The organism is Acinetobacter sp. ANC 4169 (assembly GCF_002135355.1).
GTDB lineage: Bacteria > Pseudomonadota > Gammaproteobacteria > Pseudomonadales > Moraxellaceae > Acinetobacter.
Genome location: NZ_NEGE01000015.1, coordinates 81474 through 101608, shown reverse-complemented (window position 1 = coordinate 101608; position 20135 = coordinate 81474). Strand labels below are relative to the sequence as shown.

The window sequence follows — 20135 nt, the reverse complement described above, 5'->3', positions numbered from 1 at the left end:
GGTAAGGAGTTCAGCCTGCATGAGTATGCTGCTGAAGAATTAGGGATAGACTGGTATTTCGCTGATCCTTATAGCGCCTGGCAACGAGGCACGAATGAAAATACCAATGGCTTAATCAGGCAATATATTAGAAAAGGCAGTGATTTGAATGCCTATACGGATGAATATATCTCAGAAATTACTCAACGTTTGAATCATCGGCCAAGAAAAAGACTCGGCTTTAAAAGTCCGAGTCAGGTATTATGGCAACAACATGGTGTTGCACTTCAAATGCTAATCTAAGAAATAAAAAAAGTCCCAATGTTTGGGACTATAGGATATTTCTGCTTGGATCTATTTTTTGTTCTTGTGTTGTGGGCTTCAACAATATCAGGCTTTATTTTTTCACCCCTGTTTAAAGCCTGATGGCGACTGATTTTATTCAGCAAGAAACAGACATTGTGCTTTAGCACGCCAGATCTCCACTGTTAAATCGAATAGATTTCATTGTCATACACATTTCCTCTGTGGCTTAGGTAAAACTAATGTAAAACACAAACTGGATTATGGGAAATCATAAGATCAGAAGCGTTAAGCTGATTTTTTATTAAGCATTTATTCTGGATTTCTTTTGCACACTATTCATATTCAAGATACTGAAACTTGTCATTGCTTCAATCTCACTAGAGATAAGTACAATTTTATCGTGATGCTTGTTGCATTAAATTGACTGAGAAGAACCACTTGAAGATAGCTTCGCCTATCTGACCATAGCACTGACCATAGCAGGAGTTTTACAAATCAAAACTTGTAGCCTGTATATAAAATAGGCACATTTAAATGATTCATAATGGTATGGAAAAATGGAATGCCAGGTCCTGTTCAGATTGTTAGACATCGGCTTTTAAATACTTTTTTTTCACGATACTCAGTCTGGTTTAGTTTTATTTTCATTGCCTTAACCATTAGCTGGTTCCGGATTATTTATGCCCCGCATTATATCTATTATTTTATTTCTGACACCCTGCTGAATTCCTTATGGCTAATTTCCGGCATCCTGATGCTGGTTGGCTTATATGATGTCTTACAAAACAAGCATTCGATATTGAAAAATTATCCGATCATGGGTCATTTCCGCTTTATCTTTGAAGATTTTCGCCCTGAAATTCGGCAGTATTTTATTGAGGCCGATCAGGATGCCCTGCCATTTTCTCGCATGCAACGCAGCCTGGTCTATCAACGGGCCAAAAATGAAAATGCCGATAAACCTTTTGGTTCCATTATTAATGTCTATCAACAAGACTATCGCTTTATTACCCATTCCATTACACCGTGCAAACCTGCAGATCCTGCCAGTTTTCGCATCATCATTGGCAATCATCAATGCCGGCAGCCTTATAACGCTTCCATCATGAATATCTCGGCCCTGAGTTTTGGCAGTCTAAGTGCCAATGCCATTCGTGCATTGAATCTGGGAGCGAAAATGGGCAATTTTTACCACGACACCGGTGAAGGCAGCATTAGCCCTTATCATCTGGAACATGGTGGCGATATTGTCTGGGAACTCGGCAGTGCTTACTTTGGCTGCCGTACACTGGATGGACAATTTGATCCGGAAAAATTTACCCGGCAGGCACTGCTACCGCAAATTAAAATGATTGAAATCAAGCTATCGCAAGGTGCCAAACCCGGGCATGGCGGTATTTTACCCAAAGAAAAAATTTCCGAAGAAGTGGCCCGAATTCGTGGTGTTAGCCGGGATCATGATTGTGTATCACCTTCCAAACATTCCACCTTTAGCACCCCTATTGAAATGATGCATTTCATTCAGCAGCTGCGTGATTTATCAGGCGGCAAACCGGTGGGCTTTAAACTCTGCATTGGTCAGCCCTGGCAATTTATGAGTATTGTCAAAGCCATGCTAGAAACTCAGATTGTACCCGACTTTATTGTGGTGGATGGCTCTGAAGGTGGCACTGGCGCAGCCCCGATTGAACTGATTGACCATATGGGCACTCCCTTGCGTGAAGGTTTACTGTTTGTACATAACACCCTGGTTGGTGCCGGTTTAAGAGATCAGATTAAAGTCGGCGCAAGCGGTAAAATCATTAGTGCCTTTGATATTTCCAGCACCATGGCCATTGGCGCAGATTGGATCAATTCGGCACGAGGCTTTATGTTTGCCGTAGGTTGTATTCAGGCACAAAGTTGTCATACCAATCAGTGCCCAGTTGGTGTAACCACCCAGGATCAAGAGCGGCAGAAGGCACTACATGTGCCCACCAAAGCGCAACGTGTATTCAATTTTCATCAAAACACCATGCTTGCGCTATCGGAAATGATTGCGGCCGCGGGCCTAAAACATCCGGCGGATATCAAGCCTCATCATTTAGCACAGCGTATCAATGACCGGGAAATTAAAAACTATGCGCAATTACACTTTTGGTTAAAAGCAGGTGAACTGCTTTCTTGCCAGGGTAAAGATGCAGAAAACTTTTATTTTAAGATGTGGAATTTAGCCGATGCAGGACAGTTTTAACGCTGCTTAATAATAAGTAAGCTGGTATAGAACAAAAAAAGAGGTCTTAGGACCTAATGCTGATCAGTTAAGAAATTGACTGGCATTTTTCTTTTTAAATTCATGATTGTATTTGATATGTGGAAAAGTCATCCGCAACTGTTTGAGGCAGGACTACATTTAAAAATGATTGTTTTTGCGACAAATTTGCTAGTTGATAGTGGTTGACGAGTTTTGCGGATGACAAATGCCTTTGGTTACTTTGGGCGAAACCAAAGTAACAAATGAGCTGCAAGGGTCTGATTTAAAACGGTAAGACTCCGCCATGACTTACTAAAAAATTAAAGAGTTTATTTCTAAACTCCTTAACTGATCAGCATTAGTCTTAGGACCTCTTTTTATCTATGCATTATGCACATTTTAATAATAGCCCTGTGAACTTTGGGCATGTAAAAAAGCAGGAATCAAACCGGTTAAGGCGGCACGAATATCAGCACGTTCATTAATCAACTGATGTGAACCTTCTTCCAGCATCAATAAGGTCTGCAAGCGGAACTTGCGGCGAATAAACTCAATGTTATAACGCCAGTCCACAGTCTGATCCTGTGCACCTTGTGCCAGCCAGACTGGAATGCGACAAGGAGGACGCGCTTCCATTTCCTGCATCCATTTCGACATGGCTAAAATCCAGTCCATTCCCATCATACGGGGCTGTAATGGATCTTTTAAGCGGACAAAACGCAGAAATTCCGGATTGTGGTTATTACGTCTAAAATGTCGCGGCACCTGACGTTTAATGCGTCGGATAATACCCAGACCGACCGAATTATGCCACCACGCCGACTTGGCTGGTCGAAGCAGTGGTGAAAGCAATAACACACGGTCTACATAGGGATTTTCACGACGCTGTGCAAATTCCAGCAAATGATGCATCCAGATGGCACCACCGGTACTCTGCCCAATGCCCAACCAGGGTTTCGGTAATTGATCGGCATTTTTAATGTAGTGATAAACCGCATGCAACACTTGCTGATAATGGTCAAAATTCTTGATATTTGCCGGTGAACCATCACTCAGGCCATGACCAGGCAAATCATAGGTAATAACGCTAAAACCCTGTTCCAGCAATTCACGAATAATTGGCTGATAAATCCCGCTATGTTCCAGATAGCCGTGCAGTAAAAATACCGTGCCGCGTATTTTCGGCAAGGCAATTTTTTCCAGATTTGGTTGAAACACCTGTACATGCAGTTTAAACAAAGGCATTTGCACATAGCCTTGCCAATGCTCACAATCCAGTAAATGCAAACCATATAATTTACGATAAGCCTGTATTTCTACGGAAGGCTGATAGGGTTTATTCAGATTTAAGGCTTCAAGCAATTGCGGGGTGGTTTCACGACTTGGAACGGGTAAATCCAGCTGTTTTAAAATAGTTGGATTCAAAAATGGGATATCGGTCATTAAGGTACCTCTCGGCAATCACTGGAACCAAACCAGACATCGCGAATCGTAGCTAGCATTTCATAATTGGCACGGCGACTATGATCATAATTTCGTTCACTTGGACGCCAGTTTGTCAGACGTGTAGGCATTGGTGCTTCTACCGGGACAGTTTCAATACCATTTAATGCAAATAAACGACGGGTACGCGGCATATGATAACGGTCGGTAATCAGAATCACCCGCGGTGCTCCACCCTTTTTTTGCAATAACAATGAACTAAAACGCGAATTTTCACAGGTATTCATGCTGCGGTCTTCCAGCAGTTTTGCATCGACATCATGCGCTTTTAACCAGCGCTGCATATAAGGTGCTTCTACACCACTCAGCACAATCGGTAAGCGGTACTGCTGTTCTATGGCTAAGGTTTTTTCCAGGCGCAGGCGGGTATATTTATTGACCACAATATCCTTGCCATTTTTATCCAGTGTCAGCCCACCACCCAGGACCACAATTGCATAAGGTTTAGAAGTTTGTGGCTGTGATTGTTCATTTTGCTCCTGAATCAGGGCAATATCCTGATAGATGGTTTCATCGACAGGTTCTTTAGCGACTTGTTCCTGTTCAATTTTATGGGTGCGAAGAAATTCTACATATTTCTCCATCAACGCTTTATTTTCCCTACTGTTCAAGTCCAATAAATCTTTGACCGCTTGAGCGGGATCTTCGGACTCAGCTGCTTCAGATGCGGGTTTTGCAAGTAATGGAATCTGTGGTTTTTCCTGATCATCATTTTCTTGCTGTTGTGCGTCCTCAATCATTTGTTGCAAGGCTTTATAACGCGCTTGAATCAATACCAGATCCTGTGAATTATGCGATTGGATCGCCTCTTCCATCAATTTGAGATAGGCCTGACGGGCAATCCAGACTTTGGAACCAGGCTCCAGATTTTCATGTTCACTCAAGGCTGCCATTTGCTGACTTTTTGCCGCTACCTGATTCACTTCTACAGGCACGAGACTGTTCAGCGCACCCACCACCCAACCAGAATAAAATGGCGAATAAATCAAAACCATGAAACAGCCGAACAATACAAATAGCACTGAAGCTGTTTGTACCAGTCGAACCATCCAATGTGATTTCGCCATCTTTCTCTTATTCCATGTGTGAACGAATTAAACCTGTTTCATCAAACAGTACCGGTTCAGGTTCTAACAAAATATCAAATTTTTGCTGTACATCATGTTGTACAGCATGGTAAGTGGCTTGAACATCCGCCAGATTGGCCTGATCATAATTCACCAGTACCAAGGCCTGCTTAAGAAACATGCCGACCACACCCAGTTTTTTACCTTTCCAGCCCGATTGATCGATTAACCAGCCTGCTGCAATTTTAACGCCACCTTTGGCCTGAGGATAATGGGGCAAATTCGGAAATGTTTGTGCTAAATGGTCAAATAATTGTTCCGAAATGATCGGATTTTTAAAGAAACTTCCCACATTTGGATATTCTTTGGGATCTGGCAGCTTAGTTTGACGTATTTGAATCACTTGCTTTTGCAGGTTTTCAGCGGTTTGTTCATCGCCTACTGCCTGCTTGAGATCGCCATAATTCAACATTAAATGTGCGTGCTTAAGCAATTTAAAAGTCACATGAGTAATCACAAAGCGATTCGGATCATCTTTAAAGATACTATGCCGATAGGAAAAATCACAATCTTGAGCCAAGATAATGCTGAATTGTTCCAGCAAACGATCATAAACCTGAACCGATTCGATAAACTCGCCCGCTTCCACGCCATAGGCACCAATATTCTGCACCGGAGACGCACCCACCAGACCAGGAATAAGCGCCAGATTTTGCAGGCCATATAAATGATTCTCTGTCGTCCATAACACGAAGTCATGCCAGACTTGTCCAGCGCCAACGCGAATAGTTTTGCTGTGTTCATCTTCTCGAATATCTTCAATGCCCTGAATATCCATATGAATAACCAGCGCGTAAATCCGTTCTGGCAATAGCATGTTGCTACCACCTGACAGAATCAGCACATTCAACTGTTGTTGCTGAGCATAATTTAAGGCATCCACCAATTCAGCTGTAGATTGAACCTTCACATAATGCGATGCTGTTGCATCAAGACTTAAGGTATTAAAAGGCTTAAGTTGAATTTGCGTTTGAATATTCATGTGCTTAAACCTTTATTTCATATCTATCTGTTGTTTGAACTGTTGTTTAAAAATATTGACCCAGGCCAGACTGCTCGATTCACACTGATCGAGTACACGTTCAAAACCATCCTCCCCACCATAATAGGGATCCGGCAAGGCCTGTTTGGGATAATTCTGATCGTATTCACTCATCAATGCAATTTTTGCCCGAATTTGACTGGTAGCATAGGCCGTTTCAGCCTGTTGTAAAAGTGCTTGAATATTGGATAAATTTTCATGATCCATCGCCAGAATAAGATCAAATTCAAGAAAATCTTGCGGTTTCAGCTGGCGCGCCCGTAACGATGATAAATCATAACCGCGTTTTAAGGCATGTTTCTGGCTACGCTCATCTGGTGCTTTTCCGGGATGATAATTACTGGTTCCTGCGGAGTCGATTACAATATTAAGTTGCTGTTTATCACAATAATGTCTAAGAACCACTTCTGCCGTGGGAGAGCGACAAATATTTCCTAAACATACACATAACACCTTATAGGGCGTTTGGGATGACATAACAACCTCAATTACTGCTTTATTTTCAGGTGTCTTATGTTAAGTTATTTAGAGGATGAATCCTATAGAACACTAAAACAATAATCTTGATTTTGATATCAAAAAGGAAGCAATAGATGAGCCATTTTCAATTTCAAACCGTCTCGAATATTATTTCAGGACTGGGCTCGATCTATGAGTTAAAGCCATTATTACAACAACATTCTTATAAAAAACTGTTATTGGTCACCGATGCCGGCATGATTCAGCAGCAGCTGCATGTGCCGATTATTGAAATTCTAGAAACCATTCGGCTGCCCTATGCGATCTATTCAAACATTCAGGCAGATCCTCCTGAACAGATTGTATTGGACACCGTAAACTTCGCCAAAAATGAACAAGCGGACATCATCTTAGGGTTCGGTGGTGGCAGTTCACTGGATGTTGCCAAAGTGATTGCGGTTTTGGCGCATCCACAGCAACAACAGAACTTGCAGGACTTATATGGCGTAAATAATGCCAAACACCCTAGATTACCGCTGTTTTTAGTTCCCACCACGGCAGGTACAGGTTCCGAAGTTACTCCCATTTCTATTGTCACCACTGGCGAAACCACCAAGACAGGCATTGTCTCGCCTGTTTTATTTGCAGATGTCGCCATTTTAGATGCAACCTTTACTCAAAACTTGCCCGCCCATATCACGGCTGCGACCGGCATCGATGCGATGGTGCATGCTATTGAGGCCTACACCTCCAAAATCAAAAAAAATCCCTATGCCGACATGTTAGCCAAGCAGGCTTTAAGATTACTCAATAAAAACCTAAGTCTGGTATTAAAAGATGGTCAGGACTTAGAAGCCCGTCAAAACATGCTGGTTGGTTCCATGCTGGCTGGCCAGTCCTTTGCCAATGCACCCGTCGCAGCAGTCCATGCGCTGGCTTATCCCCTAGGTGGACATTTCCATATTTCTCATGGGCATAGCAATGCTTTGGTTTTAACCGAAGTGTTAAAATTCAATGCACCAAATGCAAAGCAACTCTATGCTGAATTGATGTGCTGGCTGGATCCGAAAAGCAACGGCAGTACAGATGGTTTATGTGATTTATTTATTGACCACATGCAGAATCATTTAGATAAAAGTGGCCTGATTTTAAGGCTGAAAGATTTAAATATTCCTGAAAATATGCTTGAGCAACTGGCCAATGATGCGATGCTACAAACCCGGTTATTGCAAAACAACCCGCGTGATCTCAGCCAACATGACGCACGGGAAATTTATCAAGCCATTTATGCATAAATCAAACTTATACTGCTGATAAAAACAAAGATTTAAGTAATATCCAAATTGCTTTTACAGTTATTACAGGTCATCCAGTTTTATTGAGATGACCTATTTTTAACTTGAATTTTCATGGGCTTCCCAGTAAAAAAATGAAATCATTAAAGTGACTATACCAATGAAACAGATACCTAAACGACGTGCAGATTTTTCATATTTTTTACCAGTTCAAACCCGCTAGTCCGATAATGATATCTATGGACATGTCAACAATGTGACTTATTACAGTTATTTTGATACTGCCGCCAATTCCCTACTGATTGAAAAGGCAGATTTTGATATTCGCTATTCGCCCGTGATTGGATTAGTGGTGGATTCGGCATGCAGCTTTTTTCAGGAACTGTCCTATCCCGAAATTATTGATGTCGGTGTGACGATTTCTAAACTGGGAAATTCATCCGTACAATACGATTTAGCCATTTTTAAACAGGGCCATGAAGTGGCTTCTGCACAGGGGCATTTCGTGCATGTATTTGTCGACCGCCAGACACGAAAAAGCACCCCGATTCCAATAAAAATGCGGGATGCTTTATATCAATATAGTGTGAATAAATAAATAAATTTATTTAAGCTGGATATTCTGTATTTCACCCTCAAAATTTTGCAGTAGCTCTTTGACCGCTGGTTCTGCATGTAGTAGCTCTGCCGCGCGTGCATAGGCTTTTTCCTTACGCTCAGTTTGCATGCTATACGGCGTTGTAGTTGCTACTTCTGCATAATGAACCTGAAAATGAGTACCCGGCCATTCGGTTTTTAATGCCTGTTCCAAGGCATGCTGCAACTGAGTCAATAAGGCTTCATATTGCTTTGGAATTTGAAAAATCGATTCACCATTGATCTGTCCGGTCATTACCCCTTGTTGAGCAAGTTCTTGAACTGCAGGTGATAATTCACTGTTTCGGAACCAGTACTCCCATTTATCCACTGTCCACTCACCTTCAAGAACTTGAGGCTTTAATTGTAGAATATCCTGTGGCATCAGTTTCGATGAAGTATCTGTCAAATTGCCTTGTACATCTTGAGGTGCCGGAACAGCCGGTTCAGGTGCCAAATCAAATAATGAATCTTGTGCTGCATCTTCTACAGGTTGCTGAACTTGGACCTGAACTTCAACTTGAGATTCAATCGATGAAGATTCATCAGTCGGTAAAGGTGCAATTTCATCAAACAGGAAATCATCACTGCTTGCTTCAACCACAGGTTCTACGGCAATCTCATCATCCATACCAAATAAGACATCAGCAGCAGCAGGATCAAAGACAATTTGGTCTGAATCTGAAGCGGCTGCAGGATTTATAGCTGGCGTTTCAACTGTATTTTGCTGTGCAGGTTCAGTAAATTCTGCTTGTTGTTCCAATTCTGCATCTAAGAAGTCATCAGAACTCGGTTCATCTAAGGAAACAGATTGAGTTGCAACCTCATTAAATGGGTCATCGTCATACTGACCATCATCAAAATCATCATATACAGGTGCTGATTCAACAGATGTGATCGGCTCTACAGCTACCTTTTGCGATGATTGCTGGTGCAACATCTCTGAATCAACCGCCTGTTGTACGACTGGATGAACGTTCTGTGTAACGACTGGTGTTTGTGATACAGGAATTTCATTGGGCTGCAATGGACGGAACGCCAATAAGCGTAACACGCACATTTCAAAGCCCTGCTCTTGAGTGACTGCCAGTTGCAGGTCAGCACGGCCTTTACAGGCCACTTGATAATACAGTTGCAAATCTTGTGCTGAAATGCGTTGCGACAACTGCATAATCTTTTGATTGATTTCAGCGCTGTATTTCAAGCTCAGTTCAGGCAGATACTGTAACAATGCCAGTTCATGCAAGGTCGAAATCAACTGATCCAAAACCAGTGATACATCCAGCGCCTGTTGTCTAAATTGCATAAGCAATTCACTGACACGGGCTTTCTGGTTTTGATGAATGGCCAAGATCAAATCATAAATGATAGTACGGTCAATCAGGCCCAGCATGTCTTTAACATCTTGATGCTGAATTTCACCCTGACCATAAGCAATCGCCTGATCGGTTAAAGATAAGGCATCACGTAATGACCCCTGGGCAGATTCAGCAATTTGCCAGATCGCATCCTGTTCGGCCTGAATCTGTTCCTGCTTTAGAATATTACCCAGATGTTCGGTAATTTCATCGACTGCCAGCGGACGTAAAGTGAATTGCAAGCAGCGCGAAATGACGGTAATCGGTAGCTTTTGCGGATCGGTTGTCGCAAACAGGAATTTTACATGTTCAGGCGGTTCTTCTAATGTTTTTAGTAAGGCATTGAATGAATGCGTAGACAGCATATGCACTTCATCGATCAGGTAAACCTTAAACCGACCTTGGGTAGGTGCATAGGGAACGTTATCTAATAATTCACGTGTATCTTCAACTTTAGTACGCGATGCCGCATCAATTTCAATCAGGTCGATAAAACGGCCTTCATTCACCGCCTTACAAGTGGCACACACTTCACACGGCGTTGAGGTCACGCCAGTTTCACAGTTCAGACATTTTGCCAAAATACGTGCAATGGTGGTTTTACCTACCCCACGAGTCCCGGTAAACAAATACGCATGATGTAACCGACCACGTTCCAAGGCACTCGTCAGTGCGCGTGACACATGGTTTTGCCCCACCAATTCATTGAAATTACGTGGACGGTATTTTCGTGCAAGTACTTGATACATGTATGCTCCTTTTTACAGGTCTAAGCATACTGTTTTTTTATAAAATAGTGAAATAAATGGCGGGAGTATGAACAATAAAAATCCTGTATTTCACTCAAACAAATAGGAAATTTTTATTTATACATTCAATAGAATTAGCTCAGCTTGCCTAAAAGAAAATCACTTTGCATCTGGTAGCTTTTACCGCTTTGATCTTGACGAATTTCAAGCAACTGCTTATCCAAATCCACATAAAGCAAATTACGCGTTGCCACATTCACCAGCTCAATTTTTTGCTTTGATTCATCTGTAAAGCGTAGCTTACCCTTCAAGGTTTCGACTTCATTATGACCGCTTAAACTTTCACGGGTTAAGGTATAGGTTTTGTCTTCATGCAGGGCTAAAGTCACAGCCATGCCCGGACAATCTTCGCAACGGGATAAACAGCCCATGCACGGCGTTGTACCCTGATATTCTCCTGCCCATGCTGCCAGTTACTTTTGTGATTCTATCGATGCCTTGCTTTGCAGATCCGATTGACTGGCCTCCTGACATCCCAGTAATGCAGCACTTGCCACCAAAGGAATCAACACCACATTTTTCATAAAACATCAACAGCAGTTAAAATCGCAGGCAAAGTAGCATATTTTTCCGTTAATTTCTCACGCAAAATGTTGCAAATTAAAACCAGCCTTTACGTCCCGCCAAGACCTGATCGGCACAGCGTAGCGTTTCCTGGGTTAAGCTCCAAAGCCGGTAATCACCAGTAATGGAAGCGGTGGTAAAATTATGGGTATAAGCAAAACTTAAACCCCGTTCAGGATCGCACCATGCGCCGGAGCCATTAAAACCCATATGCCCAAATCCGGAAGATGATTTTCCTAAAGTTAAAATCCGGTGATAACCCAACCGCCAATGCATAGGCAACGGCATGATCCGATCACGCCGGGTATATTGAATTTGGCTTAATTGCTTAAAGATTTCAGGGCGTATCAACTGCTGCCCTTGCCACTCACCACCATTGGCGAGCATGGCATAAATTCTGGACAGACTGTCTGCACTGAATACCCCATTGGCAGCAGGAATAATCGCTTGCAAACCTTCATCACTAAAAAAGCTAAAATTTTTCATGCCTTTGGGAATCATGGCATCCTGAAAATCTTGCGGGTTTTGTCCAGAAAGTTCCAACAGCTTATCTAAGGGAGATGCCTTGCGTGCTTTCTGCTGAACCGTTTTTTTAGGATGCGCTGATGAGGCTGATGTAATGCAATTTTCACGCTGTTTCTTGGGCAGCAAACGGGCAATTTGCTGTAATTGATCTTGAGGCACACCAAAATAAGCAGCTTTAAGGGCTAAAGGTTGCAGCAGGTATTGTTGCATTAATGCCGTTAATGACTGTCCGGTAGCTTTTTCCAATACACCCCCCACTTGCCAGCCAAAGGTTAAGGGCTGATAAGCTGCATCTGTAGCCACCTCAAAACGTGGTTTGGCTTTGGCAATAACGTCCAGCATATGCTGCCAGTCAGCCATTTCCGAAGCATCAGCAATTTGGTTACGAATATCATATAGGCCACTTTGATGACTCAGCATATGCCTTAATGTAATTTTGTCTTTACCCTGTTGCGCAAATTCAGGCCAATACTGTGCAACGGGGATATCGTAATCTAAAAAACCTTCACTGACTAAAATATGCGCTAAGGTAGATAAAACCCCTTTGCCTGTGGAATAACATACCGACAAGGTATCTGCCTGCCAGCTTTCAGTTTCAGACTTTTTCCCTGTCCAGATATCAACAACTTTATGTCCCTGAAAATAAACCACCAAAGCCGCGCCACCTAAATCTGTCCGTGCATCCTGCATGCGACTGAATTGTGTGGCAAGGTCTATAAATCGTTCATCGACATGGCCTTGATAATTTGCTGTATTAGCAAAAAGATAATCTTTTAGTTGCTGCATCATTCCATCCCTAGAAATCTATTTTCCATGAGCTTAAAACAAAAAAGCCTAAATCAACAGTGACTTAGGCTTTGGTCTTAAAGTGCGTTCACACTTCCCGAGACATGCGGCTTTTTGTTTTTACTGCTTCGAATGAAAAACTCGGTATCTTTTCCTTCCTGAGCGGTCAAGAATTCTACTTTTGAAGGAAGATACATCGGCAATTTAAACCAGACATCAGCTTCATAAGCATCTGGCAAAGTTAAACTGGCCAGCGCTCTCGCCTTACTCCACATGCCATGTGCAATCGCCTGTTTAAAACCGAATGCTTTTGCCGTAATGGCATGGATATGAATCAGGTTAAAGTCACCAGAGGTTAAAGCATAACGACGACCAGTATTTTCAGACACATTCCATTCTGCATTCAATTCATAGGCAGGTGTTTTGTTTTCTACCAGTTTAGGCGCAGCTTTGGTATCGGTTTTTTGGCGGGCTAAATAGGTGGTTGTCCCTTCCATCACCACTTCATTGCCGACTTTCGCCGTGGTAATAAAGTCAAATTGCACGCCCTTGTCATGCGGTTGCAACTCACCAAACTTGCAAGACAAAGTTAACTGTTCATTGGTACCCACTTTGCGGCTTTGTTTAATCTGGTTGCGAATATGCACCAAGCCCAAAATTGCAAATGGGAAAGCTTCTGTCGTCATCATGTGCATCTGCAGGCTTTGCGACAGCACCGCTAAATAAATGGCAGGAATATAACCATTATTTTTGAAGCCGCACACTTCATTGTAAGCTTTAAGATGCTTTTGATCGACCTTGAATGAATCCACCACATATTCAACTTGCGGCAGCACTTTTTCACCCTTCGGCTTTTTAAAAATCAAGCCTTGAATTACCTTTGGATAAGCTAAATAAGGTTTTGGAAGTTGACTAAAATGGCGAGTATTCATACTGAACCTTTGGAAGTTTTATTATTTCAATTTGTATTGAAAGCTCCTTCTCCCTTTGGGAGAAGGTTGGGATGAGGGTAAGACTTCTCCCAATGTAAAATTAAAAGAATTTTACCTCTCCCTAACCCTCTCCTTAAAGGAGAGGGAACTTTTTTAAGAGAATTACTTAAGTCCCTAGCAAGCTTTGACCACACACACGAACCACGTTGCCATTTAAACCTGTAGATGCAGTTGATGCAAACATTGCAATCGTTTCAGCAACATCAACCGGTAAACCGCCTTGGCTCATCGAGTTCATACGACGGCCTGCTTCACGAATCGCAAATGAAATTGCAGCAGTCATTTGAGTTTCAATGAAGCCTGGTGCCACGGCATTAATGGTTACCCCATTTTTCAAAACTGGTGCTGTGAATTTCACCACACCAATAACACCCGCCTTAGATGCTGCATAGTTGGTTTGACCTAAATTACCTGCGATACCTGAGATAGAAGATACACACACAATACGACCATTTGTATTGAAGCCATCATTTTCAAGAAGGTAATCATTGACGCGCTCAATCGCAGACAAGTTAATGTTAATGACCAAATCCCAAAGCTCAGGCTTCATATTGGCCAAAGTTTTGTCACGGGTAATCCCTGCGTTATGCACAATAATATCCAGACCGCCTTGAGCAGCTGCAGCAGCCTTAATTTTTTCACCGGCATCCGCAGCAGTGATATCAATCGCTAAGGTTGAACCGCCAATCTCTCCCGCAACACGGTCCAGATCAGCTTGCTGTTGTGGAACGTCCAGACAAATTACATGCGCACCATCACGTGAAAGTACGTGAGCAATCGCTTCACCAATACCACGGCTTGCACCTGTTACCACGGCAGTTTTGCCAGCAAGCGGTTTAGCCCAGTCTACATCTACCACATCTGCCTTAGAAACGCGGATGACTTGACCAGACACATAAGCAGAACGCGGAGATAATGCAAAACGCACTGTAGATTCAAGGTTGGCTTCAGCGCCTTCATCGACATAAACAAGTTGTGCTGCAATACCTTTCTTGAATTCTTTACCCACAGATTTAACAAAACCTTCAAGCGCACGCTGAGCAATGGCCTGTTTTACCGTTTTTGCAGTTTCAGGGCTAATACCGACAACGACAACACGGCCTGAAGCCTGAATTTGACGTGCAATCGGGTTAAAGAAATTATACAGTTCTTTCAGCTGTTCTGAGTTTTGAATACCTGAAGCATCAAAAATAACTGCCTTAAATTTTGACTCTTTGTCGCCTTCATTGAATGCACTCAGGTTTAAACCAACCTTTGCAGCAGCCTGTTGCAGATCTGCATTGTTACCTGCATAGCCATTGGCATGAATATTGGCCAAAACCTGTGCAATTGCACCCGATAATGTACTAGATGGTGCAGCACCAAATAACACCGCACCTTTCACTACTGGTGAAGCTGACTCAAAACGCTCTAAAGAAATTGGGGACGGCAAACCTAAATTTTTGATGACAAATTTACCAATAGGAGATTTTGCAAAGGTTTGGTATTGATCAGTCATGTTTATTATCTCTCTTACAAATTAATTTTTGATGGTTTTGAACATATCCTTTTAACTTCAATATGATGTCAGGCACTTATATTTCAATACATCCATCAGTTTCGATAGAATCATACTTGAGTTAAACAATGGATGTCTTGACCTGAATGCTTTGCCTAATGTCATTTTAGTCAATTCAGCTGTTTTTAGATTGTGTTAATGTACTTGTCAAGAATACTGTAAAATGCTTGGAAAAGCCTGATGAGCAAAACAACTCAAGAAAATCCGGCAGTCGAAAATTCTGCTACGGAAACTGTGTCAAAACCATCAAAAAGTACTGCGCGTACAAGTAAAACTTCTGGCACGGCAACCAAGCCAGCAAATACTACGACGAAAACGACTCGCACTCGTTCCACATCACCACGTAGTAAAACGACTACTTCAGCTACAACAAAACCTGAATCTACAACTCAAACGTCTGTTCAACAGGATAAAACCATGAGCCAAAACACAGTTCGCCGCGTTGCTATTATCGGTGGTAACCGTATTCCTTTTGCCCGTTCAAACGGTGCTTACTTTACTGCGTCTAACAGCGACATGTTTACTGCAGCATTAAATGGTCTGGTTGAGCGTTTCAATTTACAAGGCCAACGTTTAGGCGAAGTTGTTGCTGGCGCAGTTTTAAAACACAGCCGTGACTTTAACATGACGCGTGAGTGTGTGTTAAATACTGAACTTGCTCCAGAAACACCTGCTTACGATATTCAGCAAGCATGTGGTACCGGTTTACAAGCTGCGTTCTTGGTTGCAAACAAAATTGCGCTAGGTCAAATTGAAGTGGGTGTTGCTGGTGGTGTAGATACCACATCTGATGCACCAATCGCTTTCGGTGATGGTTTACGTAAAGCTTTGCTTGAACTGAACATTGCTAAAACTGCTAAAGACCGTTTAAAAGCTTTAACAAAAATCAATGTAAAAGATTTAATGGATGCACCTAAAAATGGTGAACCACGTACCGGTCTGTCTATGGGTGACCACCAAGCAATTACTACGCTTGAATGGGGCATTTCTCGTGAAGCGCAAGATGAACTTGCTGCATCTTCACACCAAAAAATGGCGGCAGCATACGAAGAAGGTTTCTTCGATGACCTGATTACACCATTCCTTGGTTTAGAGCGTGACAACAACTTACGTGCAGATTCTTCAGCAGAAAAACTTGCAAAACTTAAACCGGCATTTGGTAAAGGTGATGCACGTACCATGACTGCGGGTAACTCTACTCCGCTGACTGATGGTGCATCTTGTGTACTCTTAGCTTCTGAAGAATGGGCTAAAGCCAATGGTCATGAAGTTTTGGCTTACTTAACTTTCCAGGAAACTGCTGCAGTAGATTTTGTAGAGAAAAAAGAAGGCTTGTTGATGGCACCTGCTTATGCAGTTCCACGTATGCTTGAACGTGCTGGACTTAAACTTCAAGATTTCGACTACTATGAAATTCACGAAGCATTCGCATCACAAGTTCTTTCTACCTTGAAAGCTTGGGAAGATCCTAAATTCTGTAAAGAGCGTTTAGGCCTGGATGCTCCACTGGGTTCAATTGACCGTAGCAAATTGAACGTTAAAGGTTCGTCTTTAGCAGCTGGTCATCCATTTGCAGCTACTGGTGGTCGTATTATTGCAACTGCTGCCAAGTTGCTTAACCAGAAAGGTTCAGGTCGTATTCTGGTTTCGATCTGTGCTGCAGGTGGTCAAGGTGTAACAGCGATTATTGAAAAATAATCTCGCTGCTTCACCAGATCAATGAAAATACCGTTTGTTTATGCAAGCGGTATTTTTTATTTCATATTTTAAAAATTGAATAAAAATCTTAAAATAACAGACACTTTAAATAGTTTCTAACAAGCCATGTACAATAAAAAACCAAGCTTAATTTTCGATTCTTTATCTAACATTGCCCCTTGCTATTACTTTTTTATTGTTCCCTTGATTATTGCCTTTATCCTGATTTCTTTTGAGTTTTCTTTTTACGGTATTTTACCTGCCACCCAAGCCTCTACCATTTCAACAGCGCATAAAATCTTGAATGATTTCTTTGCTTTGTGCACTTGGATCACCAGTTTAATTATTGCCTATAGTTACTTTTTTATTGGTCTAGATGCTGCAGCCAAGCAACAATTAAAACAACACATTCGTGCGCTCCCATCTAAGCAACAAAGTATGTATAAGCCACTCGGGATTATCTTTTTTATTTTTATCGTACTGTTCTTAAACCTAACATGGTTTTTAATCTCCAATGATTTACCAGCCCGAAATAGTAAAGGCTATTTAATGGCTTATCTGCTCTATCATGCGCCTAAATATCTCAGTTTAATTTTTTCCTTCTTACAATATTCACTGATCATCTTTTTGACCCTGATGCTGTTTAATGCATTGGAGGGTCGCAAAATGAAATAAAAAAGCCATAACTTAGTTTGGCTTTTAATTTATTGAGTTAACCGCATTAACTTTGACGATATTCAGGTTGATAACCCATCGAAGCTTCAATATGGTCATAGCACCATTGGAAAATAAAGGTGTACACCAGAATACACAGGGTCATGCTGAGATCAGTCAAAATGGCCTGCCAGATTGGCATGTCCAAGGCATAAGCCACCATAGGAATGGTCGCCAGCATCAAGCCACCTTCAAAACCAATCGCATGTAAAATACGCACACCGACCGTTCTTTTCAGTTTGCGTCTGGCTTCAAACTTTTCAAAAAAATGATTGAAAGTCATATTCCAAATCACTGAAGTCACGGCCATAGCGATACCTAGCGTACCCGTCACTTGCATAGGCATATCAAAAATAAAGCTTAACGCAATCGCAATGATGACCAGCAGGATCGTCTCATAGCTCAATGCATGAATAATCCTTCTTTTGGAAATCAACATTTTAAAACTCTTTCACTTGGATGAAGGTATTTTATTTTGATAATATTGATTAATCGAATTAGATTCTTTCAAAAGTTTTGATAGATGAATATTAACCAAGAACAACTGATTATTTTTAAGACTGTGATTGAAAGCGGCTCATTTTCTGCGGCTGCGAGAAAACTCGGTAAAGTTCCATCTGCAGTCAGCATGTCAATTGCCAATCTGGAAATTGATCTCAATTTATCGCTATTCACCCGTGTTGGCCGCGAGCCAGTACCTACCCCTCAAGCCCTGACGCTATACGAAAAAACCGAACAGTTGCTTATTGAAATCAACCAGTGGAAACAGCAGGCTTTTGCCCTGAGTCAGGGTCTGGAATCCGCTTTAAATATTGTGGTGGTTTCTGAATTGCTGCACACCAAGTGGATTGACTATATTTCATTGCTGGAAAAACAGTTTCCAGAACTGCAAATCAATATTTTTTCAGCGCCGCAGGAAGATGCGTTAAAAATGCTGCTCAACCAGACGGCGCAATTGGCACTCATGTTTGAACGTGAACAGCTGGAAGCACGTGAACAGTTTGTCGAACTTAAACGTGAGGCCTTGGTGCCTGTTGCAGCGATCAACTCCCCATTAGCCACATTTGAGCAGGTGAGCTATGAGCAAATTCTGCAAAGCAGGCAAATAGTGGTGGCAAGTCGCGACCGAAGCATCAAGCCGGAATTGCTGTTTTCAAAAACCTACTGGCGCACAGATAACCATTTATCGGCATGTGCCATGATTCAGCAAGGCTTGGGATGGGGCGTTTTACCTTTAGAAATGTTAAATCAGAATCCTCATATTCAACAACAGCTTAAAATACTTAACTTCCTGGATTTCAGTCCTAAATTTGAATATTTTGTCGATCTGGTCTGGAGTCGTGAAAGTCAACTCGGTGCAGCTGCTCATTTTTTGATTAATCACATCCGAAATTCGAGAAAAAACACAAAATAGACAGGGCTTATACGTGCTTTTTACTTTGGATAAAAGCAGATTGTGATATAACAAATATGGGAAATAACTTTAAGAACTAGACGACAATGACTCAATCAGCCTTAAATCAATTAAAAAACTTAACCACCATTGTTGCCGACAGTAGTGATCTTTCCGCGATCGAAAAATTTCGTCCACTTGATGCAACAACCAATCCATCACTGATTACAGCCGCAGCCAATCAAGCCGAAAATAAGGAACTGATTGAAGCTGCCTTTGAACAGGCAAAATCAGAAGGATATAGCGGCGATCTTTTAATTGAGCGTACCATCGATATACTCACGGTCAAGTTTGGTGTGGAAATTTTGAAACTGATTCAAGGACGAGTTTCCACCGAAGTGGATGCAGCGCTTTCTTATGATACTGAAGCCACCATCACCAAAGCCAAAGAATTGCTGGATTTATATAAGACTTATGGTATTGATCAAAACCGTATCCTGATTAAAATTGCTTCGACTTGGGAAGGCATTCAGGCAGCCAAAGCATTAGAAGCAGAAGGCATTCATTGTAACCTGACCCTGCTCTTCGGCTTGCATCAGGCTCAAGCCTGTGCCGATGCCAATGTCACCCTCATTTCACCGTTTGTCGGTCGTATTTTAGACTGGTTCAAAAAAGCCGAAAATGTCGATCATTATCCTATTGAGAAAGATCCGGGTGTACTTTCAGTTAAACAGATTTATCATTTCTACAAACAGCATTGCATCAAAACAGAAGTGATGGGCGCAAGTTTCCGCAGTATCGATCAGGTCCTTGGATTGGCGGGTTGTGACCTGCTCACTGTTTCTCCAAACCTTCTGGCAGAACTGGAACAAGATCAGCGTGAAGTAGTTGCCCAGCTTTCTAACAATCATGCTCAAGCGCATTGTCAACATCAGGTGGAACCTTTAAGCAAAGAAAAATTTAAAGACCAAATTGAACATGACTTGATGTCTTCACAGCTTTTACAAAGCGGAATTGACGGATTTATTAAAGCACGTGACCAATTAAGTACTTTATTGCGCCAATCTTTTGGCTTAGATGCTGAAATTAAAGCTTAATTTACCCTTATTCCCCCCTATAAAAAAGCCGATTTTGTTATAGTGAACAGGTCGGCTTTTT

The 20135-nt window shown here is 41.9% G+C and carries 16 protein-coding genes and 2 pseudogenes; 8 read left to right on the top strand and 10 right to left on the bottom strand.

What is annotated here, in order from left to right; all coding sequences use genetic code 11:
• Together B9T26_RS12555 and B9T26_RS12550 are read left to right on the top strand one after the other, a co-directional pair.
• A partial coding sequence (locus B9T26_RS12555) for an IS30 family transposase (protein ID WP_143223024.1) occupies positions 1–282 on the top strand: 282 nt, incomplete at its 5' end.
• Positions 283–847: 565 nt separating this feature from the next.
• Positions 848–2518: an FMN-binding glutamate synthase family protein gene (locus B9T26_RS12550; protein WP_086200017.1), complete on the top strand. Its 1671-nt coding sequence runs from the start codon at positions 848–850 to the stop codon at positions 2516–2518.
• Between the two features lie 399 nt (positions 2519–2917).
• On the opposite strand, the gene B9T26_RS12545 is transcribed toward B9T26_RS12550, so the two are convergent.
• From B9T26_RS12545 to B9T26_RS12530, 4 genes are read right to left on the bottom strand one after another with little or no spacing between them, the layout of a single operon-like run.
• On the bottom strand, positions 2918–3961 hold the full coding sequence (locus tag B9T26_RS12545) for an alpha/beta hydrolase (RefSeq protein ID WP_086200016.1): 1044 nt from the start codon (positions 3959–3961) through the stop codon (positions 2918–2920).
• Positions 3961–5088: a YdcF family protein gene (locus tag B9T26_RS12540; RefSeq protein ID WP_086200015.1), complete on the bottom strand. Its 1128-nt coding sequence runs from the start codon at positions 5086–5088 to the stop codon at positions 3961–3963. Before B9T26_RS12540 ends, B9T26_RS12545 begins: the two co-directional genes overlap by 1 nt.
• Before the next feature lie 7 nt (positions 5089–5095).
• Positions 5096–6130, bottom strand: a complete 1035-nt coding sequence (gene murB / locus B9T26_RS12535) for a UDP-N-acetylmuramate dehydrogenase (protein WP_086200014.1) — start codon at positions 6128–6130, stop codon at positions 5096–5098.
• A 12-nt stretch (positions 6131–6142) separates the two neighbouring features.
• Positions 6143–6667 (bottom strand): low molecular weight protein-tyrosine-phosphatase, encoded by a 525-nt coding sequence (locus B9T26_RS12530; protein ID WP_086200013.1) that lies wholly within the window; start codon positions 6665–6667, stop codon positions 6143–6145.
• Between the two features lie 116 nt (positions 6668–6783).
• On the opposite strand from B9T26_RS12530, the gene B9T26_RS12525 reads away from it, so the two are divergent.
• Entirely contained in the window at positions 6784–7944 is a 1161-nt protein-coding gene (locus B9T26_RS12525; RefSeq protein WP_086200012.1) for an iron-containing alcohol dehydrogenase, read from the top strand.
• Between the two features lie 160 nt (positions 7945–8104).
• Positions 8105–8542 (top strand): annotated as a pseudogene (locus B9T26_RS12520) (acyl-CoA thioesterase).
• A 6-nt stretch (positions 8543–8548) separates the two neighbouring features.
• Here the strand turns inward: B9T26_RS12520 and dnaX are convergent.
• The 5 genes and pseudogenes from dnaX to B9T26_RS12495 form a co-directional block, all read right to left on the bottom strand.
• On the bottom strand, positions 8549–10687 hold the full coding sequence (gene dnaX / locus B9T26_RS12515; RefSeq protein ID WP_086200011.1) for a DNA polymerase III subunit gamma/tau: 2139 nt from the start codon (positions 10685–10687) through the stop codon (positions 8549–8551).
• A gap of 134 nt (positions 10688–10821) precedes the next feature.
• A pseudogene (locus B9T26_RS12510) lies at positions 10822–11271 on the bottom strand (copper resistance protein NlpE N-terminal domain-containing protein).
• Between the two features lie 76 nt (positions 11272–11347).
• Positions 11348–12622, bottom strand: coding sequence for a serine hydrolase domain-containing protein (locus B9T26_RS12505; protein ID WP_086200010.1), 1275 nt, complete (start codon positions 12620–12622; stop codon positions 11348–11350).
• A 77-nt stretch (positions 12623–12699) separates the two neighbouring features.
• Positions 12700–13554 (bottom strand): MaoC family dehydratase, encoded by an 855-nt coding sequence (locus B9T26_RS12500; protein ID WP_086200009.1) that lies wholly within the window; start codon positions 13552–13554, stop codon positions 12700–12702.
• 166 nt (positions 13555–13720) lie between these two features.
• On the bottom strand, positions 13721–15112 hold the full coding sequence (locus tag B9T26_RS12495; protein ID WP_086200008.1) for a 3-oxoacyl-ACP reductase: 1392 nt from the start codon (positions 15110–15112) through the stop codon (positions 13721–13723).
• A 240-nt stretch (positions 15113–15352) separates the two neighbouring features.
• Between B9T26_RS12495 and B9T26_RS12490 the strand changes: the two genes are divergently transcribed.
• Both B9T26_RS12490 and B9T26_RS12485 read left to right on the top strand, forming a co-directional pair.
• On the top strand, positions 15353–16870 hold the full coding sequence (locus tag B9T26_RS12490) for an acetyl-CoA C-acetyltransferase (RefSeq protein WP_086200007.1): 1518 nt from the start codon (positions 15353–15355) through the stop codon (positions 16868–16870).
• Positions 16871–16996: 126 nt separating this feature from the next.
• Entirely contained in the window at positions 16997–17545 is a 549-nt protein-coding gene (locus B9T26_RS12485; protein WP_086200006.1) for a hypothetical protein, read from the top strand.
• A 46-nt stretch (positions 17546–17591) separates the two neighbouring features.
• On the opposite strand, the gene aceI is transcribed toward B9T26_RS12485, so the two are convergent.
• On the bottom strand, positions 17592–18023 hold the full coding sequence (gene aceI, locus B9T26_RS12480; RefSeq protein WP_086200005.1) for a chlorhexidine efflux PACE transporter AceI: 432 nt from the start codon (positions 18021–18023) through the stop codon (positions 17592–17594).
• A gap of 84 nt (positions 18024–18107) precedes the next feature.
• Between aceI and B9T26_RS12475 the strand changes: the two genes are divergently transcribed.
• Both B9T26_RS12475 and tal read left to right on the top strand, forming a co-directional pair.
• On the top strand, positions 18108–18998 hold the full coding sequence (locus tag B9T26_RS12475) for a LysR family transcriptional regulator (RefSeq protein ID WP_086200004.1): 891 nt from the start codon (positions 18108–18110) through the stop codon (positions 18996–18998).
• Positions 18999–19084: 86 nt separating this feature from the next.
• A complete protein-coding gene (gene tal / locus B9T26_RS12470; protein ID WP_086200003.1) occupies positions 19085–20074 on the top strand; it encodes a transaldolase in 990 nt (329 codons plus the stop codon).
• The last annotated feature ends 61 nt before the right edge of the window (positions 20075–20135 follow it).

Coding starts and splice junctions, on each gene's coding strand:
- B9T26_RS12530 (WP_086200013.1), bottom strand. CDS start 6,667: ATGTCATCCCAAACGCCCTATAAGGTGTTATGTGTATGTTTAGGAAAT.
- murB (WP_086200014.1), bottom strand. CDS start 6,130: ATGAATATTCAAACGCAAATTCAACTTAAGCCTTTTAATACCTTAAGT.
- B9T26_RS12485 (WP_086200006.1), top strand. CDS start 16,997: ATGTACAATAAAAAACCAAGCTTAATTTTCGATTCTTTATCTAACATT.
- B9T26_RS12495 (WP_086200008.1), bottom strand. CDS start 15,112: ATGACTGATCAATACCAAACCTTTGCAAAATCTCCTATTGGTAAATTT.
- B9T26_RS12550 (WP_086200017.1), top strand. CDS start 848: ATGCCAGGTCCTGTTCAGATTGTTAGACATCGGCTTTTAAATACTTTT.
- B9T26_RS12525 (WP_086200012.1), top strand. CDS start 6,784: ATGAGCCATTTTCAATTTCAAACCGTCTCGAATATTATTTCAGGACTG.
- B9T26_RS12500 (WP_086200009.1), bottom strand. CDS start 13,554: ATGAATACTCGCCATTTTAGTCAACTTCCAAAACCTTATTTAGCTTAT.
- aceI (WP_086200005.1), bottom strand. CDS start 18,023: ATGTTGATTTCCAAAAGAAGGATTATTCATGCATTGAGCTATGAGACG.
- B9T26_RS12540 (WP_086200015.1), bottom strand. CDS start 5,088: ATGGCGAAATCACATTGGATGGTTCGACTGGTACAAACAGCTTCAGTG.
- tal (WP_086200003.1), top strand. CDS start 19,085: ATGACTCAATCAGCCTTAAATCAATTAAAAAACTTAACCACCATTGTT.
- B9T26_RS12475 (WP_086200004.1), top strand. CDS start 18,108: ATGAATATTAACCAAGAACAACTGATTATTTTTAAGACTGTGATTGAA.
- B9T26_RS12505 (WP_086200010.1), bottom strand. CDS start 12,622: ATGCAGCAACTAAAAGATTATCTTTTTGCTAATACAGCAAATTATCAA.
- B9T26_RS12545 (WP_086200016.1), bottom strand. CDS start 3,961: ATGACCGATATCCCATTTTTGAATCCAACTATTTTAAAACAGCTGGAT.
- B9T26_RS12490 (WP_086200007.1), top strand. CDS start 15,353: ATGAGCAAAACAACTCAAGAAAATCCGGCAGTCGAAAATTCTGCTACG.
- dnaX (WP_086200011.1), bottom strand. CDS start 10,687: ATGTATCAAGTACTTGCACGAAAATACCGTCCACGTAATTTCAATGAA.